We start from the raw sequence: 4,806 nt of genomic DNA, 5'->3' as shown, positions 1-4,806 counted from the left end.
AATACATTTGTACTATCCGTGGGTAGCGATCGCACTCCTGCAAGTGCCTTAACAAAAGTTCATACAGTGTCGATTACTTTTGTCCGACTACTTAATTGCCGATGATAAATTTATAAATAAATCCTTATTTTCAGTTACTTTCTGCCAATTTTCTGCATCTACAAGACGGGATAGAGAACGCCAGATCCCTGCTTTTTTGAGAGTTTCACCCTCTACAATTCCTGTCACAACTACGATAGCTCCTTGTCGATCGGGCAAACGGTATAGATCCAGTTCTTCTGCTAATTGGTATCTAAGGCTTTGGGAATTTTTACCGATTTTTCTAGTTTTATCTGGCAGTCGATCGCCTGCTTTTCCTCTGTTACTCAGTGCTTTTATTTGCTGCCATGCAACTTTGAAACCTGGGAGATCGTCGCAAGGGATAACAGCGCGATCGATTACATCTAAAAAACCTCGATCTTTTCGCAAGGCGCAAGCAGCAAGCATCCGCAAAAATGCTTCATCAGGACTTTTACCGATCCAGACTACAGAATTAAATATTTCCCGACCCTGAAAATCAACGCCTCGCCTTGTTGCTAGGCCAAAAATAAGTAATATTAATTCTTCTCTGTATTTGGCTATAACAATTGAAGGATAATTTTTTTGCCTTAAGCTATCCACACAATCAAGTAAAGGAGGTTTAATCTGTTGGTTATCATCGCGCAGCCAAATATAGTCATGGTTTGGAGATGCTCCACAACTTTGGACATATATTTGCATCATCTCCTCCCGCATCTACTCATATTTAACCATCCTTCTTCGTCTTGCAAAATTGCAAAACCACCTGTTGTTTTGCAATTTTTGGCAAATTCAATAGCTGCTTCCTTAAAAGCAATATCTTCAAAAATATCTCCCAGCGCTTTGCGGAGATATTTCCAAATTACAAAACGCTGTTCTAGGTGAATTTTGAGCAAAAATCGCAATAAATATCGCAGCGGTTGTTCGCAGTCTCTGGGCGCATAAGTGGCCGTATTAGTTTTCCGAAAATAAAACTGTGGATATGGGTGTCCGTTGAGGTTTTGAACTTTTATTCTGGAAAATTCTACATTTCCTAATGTTTGGATAGGTGTCACAACTGCCACCACATGGTAACGTAAATTCGGCTTATCGAAAAACTCAATCAGAGAACTATATCCCTCGTGAACCCGATTTAGTAAATTGGCCGGATATTGCCGCATATACTTTTCGCATTTGAGCGGAACGAAGATCACCAGCCGTGGCTCTTTTAAATTTTGGTAAGCCGTTTTAAAGTAATCGGTTACTAGATTCGGCTTGTTAATTAGATCGTGCCATCGTCCGTCTTCTTCCATGAGAGCAGGTGCATCAATAGCAATTAGCACAATCCCGCACTCATCAAGAAGGTTTGTGACGGATTCTATATCGGAGATTAAATCCTTGCCTGGAAAATCTTTAAAAAAAAGTTTTACCGATGCGTCCATACCTGCCTTGACAAGGCTGAACTCAAAATCTTGAGTTTCTGTAGTACCCTTAATCCCTCCTCTTGCCTCCAGCTCATCTTGGTTATCGAAACAGCTTTTCAGCTCGGCTCTCTTATCCTGCATAATTAATGAAGTTTTCAACTCCGGTCGCAGCATTAACACAGTTTTTTGGGTAGTTCTGTCGAACTGCTCGGACATAGCGGTCAGCAAGCTGGTTTTCCCGACTCCCCTGGGGCCAAACACAGTGATTTTAATTTTTCTGGGGCCTTCTATCGGTTTTTGGAACAGCTCTTTAGCGGACTGGAAAAAGTTTTTGTGTTGAGATGCACTCATATCCTTTTCATTCCTTATTTTAAGATGATATTTCAAAATCCAGGCTCTGATGCGATCGCTTCTTCTACACGCTTGACTAACTCTAGCCACTTCTGACGCTGACGAGTATTTTCACCCAATGCTTCAAACTCAGACGACCAGATTATGGCTCGCTCTGCTTGCAGAAAAATCCGCCATCCATCTTTAACCCCTTTGGCACGCAATACTCGATCTACAAACTCCTCTACAATCGCATAAGAAGCTTGACTGGGCTCATTAAGTAACTGCTTCAGAGCTTGTTTGCAATCGTACAACACTTCATCATAAAGTGTACTGAGAAAATTATATATTTGCTTGGCAGAGAAAGGTTGGCACAGTTGAGGAGCTTTGTCCGGCATTAGCTTGTCTAGCTGTTTCCTAATCCGGTGCTGAATCACTTCTCGGTAAGAAAGATTAAATTCAGACAGTATTTGAAATCCCAGCTTAATGTCTTGCAGTTTTTCGTTTCCCAATTCGTTATTCTCTTGCTTTGGCAGTCTATCCGCAATTGCCACTATTAATTCTGCGCCTCGAACTTCTGTCCCCGTTAGCTTTCCTAAGCGTCCTTGTTCTGCTAACACGTCTGCCACCTTAGACTTGACATTTTCAATAGATATTTTTAACCCTTTATCTAGAGAAAGAAATTGCCGCGATAAGTGAGTCCGAACTTCATTGAGACACATAGTATAGACAGCCTGATAACCCCCTAAGCTAGCACGTAACTGTTCTATTTCCGCTTCTGATGGAATACCGGGGTTATTTTGGCAACTTTCGATGACAGCGTTGACTAGCTCGCTAAAGTCAGAATTGGGAGTATCGCGCTCCTCAGCAAGGGTATCCAACAAATTTTCGAGTGTCGCGGAAAGCTGATTCCACAACTCATTAAATAAATTGATGAATACTGGGAACCAAACATCATGGGATTCTCCTTGCCCCAAAGTTATTTTAGCTTTCTGCACTAAAATCTTGATTTTACTTCGGAGTTGGTTAATACTATCCCGGCGAACAGAGGCGTACTGTTTATCCAGTGAAGTCATTTCACTGGTAAGGTAGTCAAGGATCGGATCGAGAATTTTTGCATTTACCTCTTCGGTATTTTGGCAATTGGCGATCGCGCAATCTACTACGTTGATGTGAACATCAGCGATTGTACGTTGGAGATATTCGCAGTTTTTAAGGTTGTCATTGACTGGTAATTCAGAAACTATCCGATTCAGAACCATAAAAGACCATTTTTCTATTGGTAACTCAACCAAAGCAGTACGCACTTTATCGTATATCCCAACATGGTCATCGATATCCCAATACGCACCTGTTGGATTTGGTAGGCGCATGAACAGGACAAAATCAACATCTTCGCCCAGTGCTTTGACTAACCTTTCTTCGTCTCCAACAGTGGTATTCCCCAAACCTGGCATATCGACTAGCGCGATTTGTCCAACATCGTCTTGAGGAAAATTACAAGTAACTCTAGCTTCTCTGACTGCTACATAATTATAGATAGGCTTACCAGCCAAGTTATGCTGTGCCACGTATTCCCTAATTTCCGCAGCCGAAATTGTTCGGGGTGAGGGAGAGCGTAAGAAATGCCGATATTGCTTGATATTTTTGTGGTATTCTTGCAATTTTTTATGTTTAGACTCAAATTCCGAAATGTTTTTCAGGTGATGTGGTAATTCCGGAAGAGGAGCTGCTGCCGCAAATTCATCAAGCGTACAAGGGCGCTTACTGAGAGAAAGTTCTGTATAATACAATGCAATAACTTCATCGAAAAAAGAGCGCTCTGTGTAAAACCAGACTTCACCATAAGTTTCCACATTCGGATCGTGGCGAATAATCACCTTGACTCCTGTGCAGTGTTGGCGATCGCTAGTTGGTATTTCTTCTGCGGAAAGTCCTGATAAACTTCGTAATAAAGTACTCTTGCCTTCTCTTGCTTTTCCCACTACCCCAATGTTGAGGGTATCCCGAAGAAAGCGATTTTTTAGCTTACTAAGCGCTTTTAATTCCAATTGAATATCACTGATAATATCTGGGATATTAATTTGTGAAAATTCTTTCAATTCCGAGCATACTCTTTGATCATCAATTTGTTCTACAAGCTCATCACAGTAGCTTTTTAGATCGCGCAGCACTTCTTCGTAAAAATTCAGTTTCGCTTCCTCAACCGCTATTTTATGAGCGTAAGGTTTGCGGTTTTGAATAATGCTAGCAATTCGTGCAGATCTGGGCGTGTCCATTGATAGAGCAATGTACGTAACGGCTTTGTTTAATAGAATACCTGTTTCAAACTACATATAACACCGTATCCCAGAAGTAGGTTTTATACCAAAAATGAGTGTTCGATCTACATATTTCACTAAAAATTTACATAAATTAATCAGCAGTAATTAGACCAAACTTATCCTTTGATAATTTTGGTCGGATCTCCCAAAATTGGGATTAGAAATATTGAACCGTAGCTAAATGCAGATGAACCACACATTCTAAATGTGCAGGTCACCTATCCAACTTTTGAGATTCAGTTTCAGAGAAAAGTATTCGGCATTGCAGAATTCTTTTCGCTTGAAACCATTACCCAGTGCGGCTTTGCCAATGTCGGTCAGTCGCCCCAAAGGAGTAATATAGATGCCACCCTGATGTAGCCTAGATTTAAGGCTGTGTTTTATTCAAAAATATTTTAGGGTATTTTTTGTAAGTTCGGCGATCGACTGCGTAACAGTTTGTTTGTTTTCTCTGAAATTAATACAGCTTGTAAGTTAAAGAAATATTTACAACACTTTACCTTGCAACTTTATGCAGTCAATGGCGTGCCATCCATAAAGTCCTCCTGATGTTGTAATTGATAGGATATGTTTGCCTTGAGCGAGCCCAACCATAGGAATTTGGTTTTGCTTAAGCAGCCCTTGTTGCGAACCGGGAACTTTCGTCAACAGTTGCCCATTTATAAATAAGTTATCCTCTTCTAAACCAAAGC

At 40.8% G+C, this 4,806-nt stretch carries 5 protein-coding genes; 1 reads left to right on the top strand and 4 read right to left on the bottom strand.

Annotation, left to right across the window (positions count from 1 at the left end; all coding sequences use genetic code 11):
- Positions 1 to 87 precede the first annotated feature (87 nt).
- From H6S82_RS18690 to H6S82_RS18680, 3 genes are read right to left on the bottom strand one after another with little or no spacing between them, the layout of a single operon-like run.
- On the bottom strand, positions 88 to 762 hold the full coding sequence (locus tag H6S82_RS18690; RefSeq protein WP_190474623.1) for a hypothetical protein: 675 nt from the start codon (positions 760 to 762) through the stop codon (positions 88 to 90).
- Positions 759 to 1,811, bottom strand: a complete 1,053-nt coding sequence (locus tag H6S82_RS18685; protein WP_242057010.1) for an AAA family ATPase — start codon at positions 1,809 to 1,811, stop codon at positions 759 to 761. Before H6S82_RS18685 ends, H6S82_RS18690 begins: the two co-directional genes overlap by 4 nt.
- Positions 1,812 to 1,843: 32 nt before the next feature.
- Entirely contained in the window at positions 1,844 to 4,069 is a 2,226-nt protein-coding gene (locus H6S82_RS18680) for a dynamin family protein (protein ID WP_190474621.1), read from the bottom strand.
- 252 nt (positions 4,070 to 4,321) lie between these two features.
- On the opposite strand from H6S82_RS18680, the gene H6S82_RS18675 reads away from it, so the two are divergent.
- The gene (locus H6S82_RS18675) at positions 4,322 to 4,474 is read left to right on the top strand and encodes a hypothetical protein (RefSeq protein ID WP_190474619.1); all 153 of its coding nucleotides are present in this window, start codon (positions 4,322 to 4,324) and stop codon (positions 4,472 to 4,474) included.
- Between the two features lie 126 nt (positions 4,475 to 4,600).
- Here the strand turns inward: H6S82_RS18675 and H6S82_RS18670 are convergent.
- Positions 4,601 to 4,806, bottom strand: a 206-nt coding sequence (locus tag H6S82_RS18670; RefSeq protein ID WP_191056536.1) for a hypothetical protein, incomplete at its 5' end; no start/stop codon positions are given.

Origin of the sequence: Planktothrix sp. FACHB-1355 (assembly GCF_014748295.1) — a bacterium.
Classification (GTDB): Bacteria; Cyanobacteriota; Cyanobacteriia; order Cyanobacteriales; family Aerosakkonemataceae; genus Aerosakkonema; species Aerosakkonema funiforme_A.
The sequence above is the reverse complement of the archived record's forward strand: the minus strand, read 5'-3'. Positions and strand labels throughout refer to the sequence as shown.

Bases quoted from the DNA above. Each gene is read 5' to 3' on its own strand.
- H6S82_RS18690 (WP_190474623.1), bottom strand. From the start codon at position 762: ATGATGCAAATATATGTCCAAAGTTGTGGAGCATCTCCAAACCATGAC.
- H6S82_RS18685 (WP_242057010.1), bottom strand. From the start codon at position 1,811: ATGAGTGCATCTCAACACAAAAACTTTTTCCAGTCCGCTAAAGAGCTG.
- H6S82_RS18680 (WP_190474621.1), bottom strand. From the start codon at position 4,069: ATGGACACGCCCAGATCTGCACGAATTGCTAGCATTATTCAAAACCGC.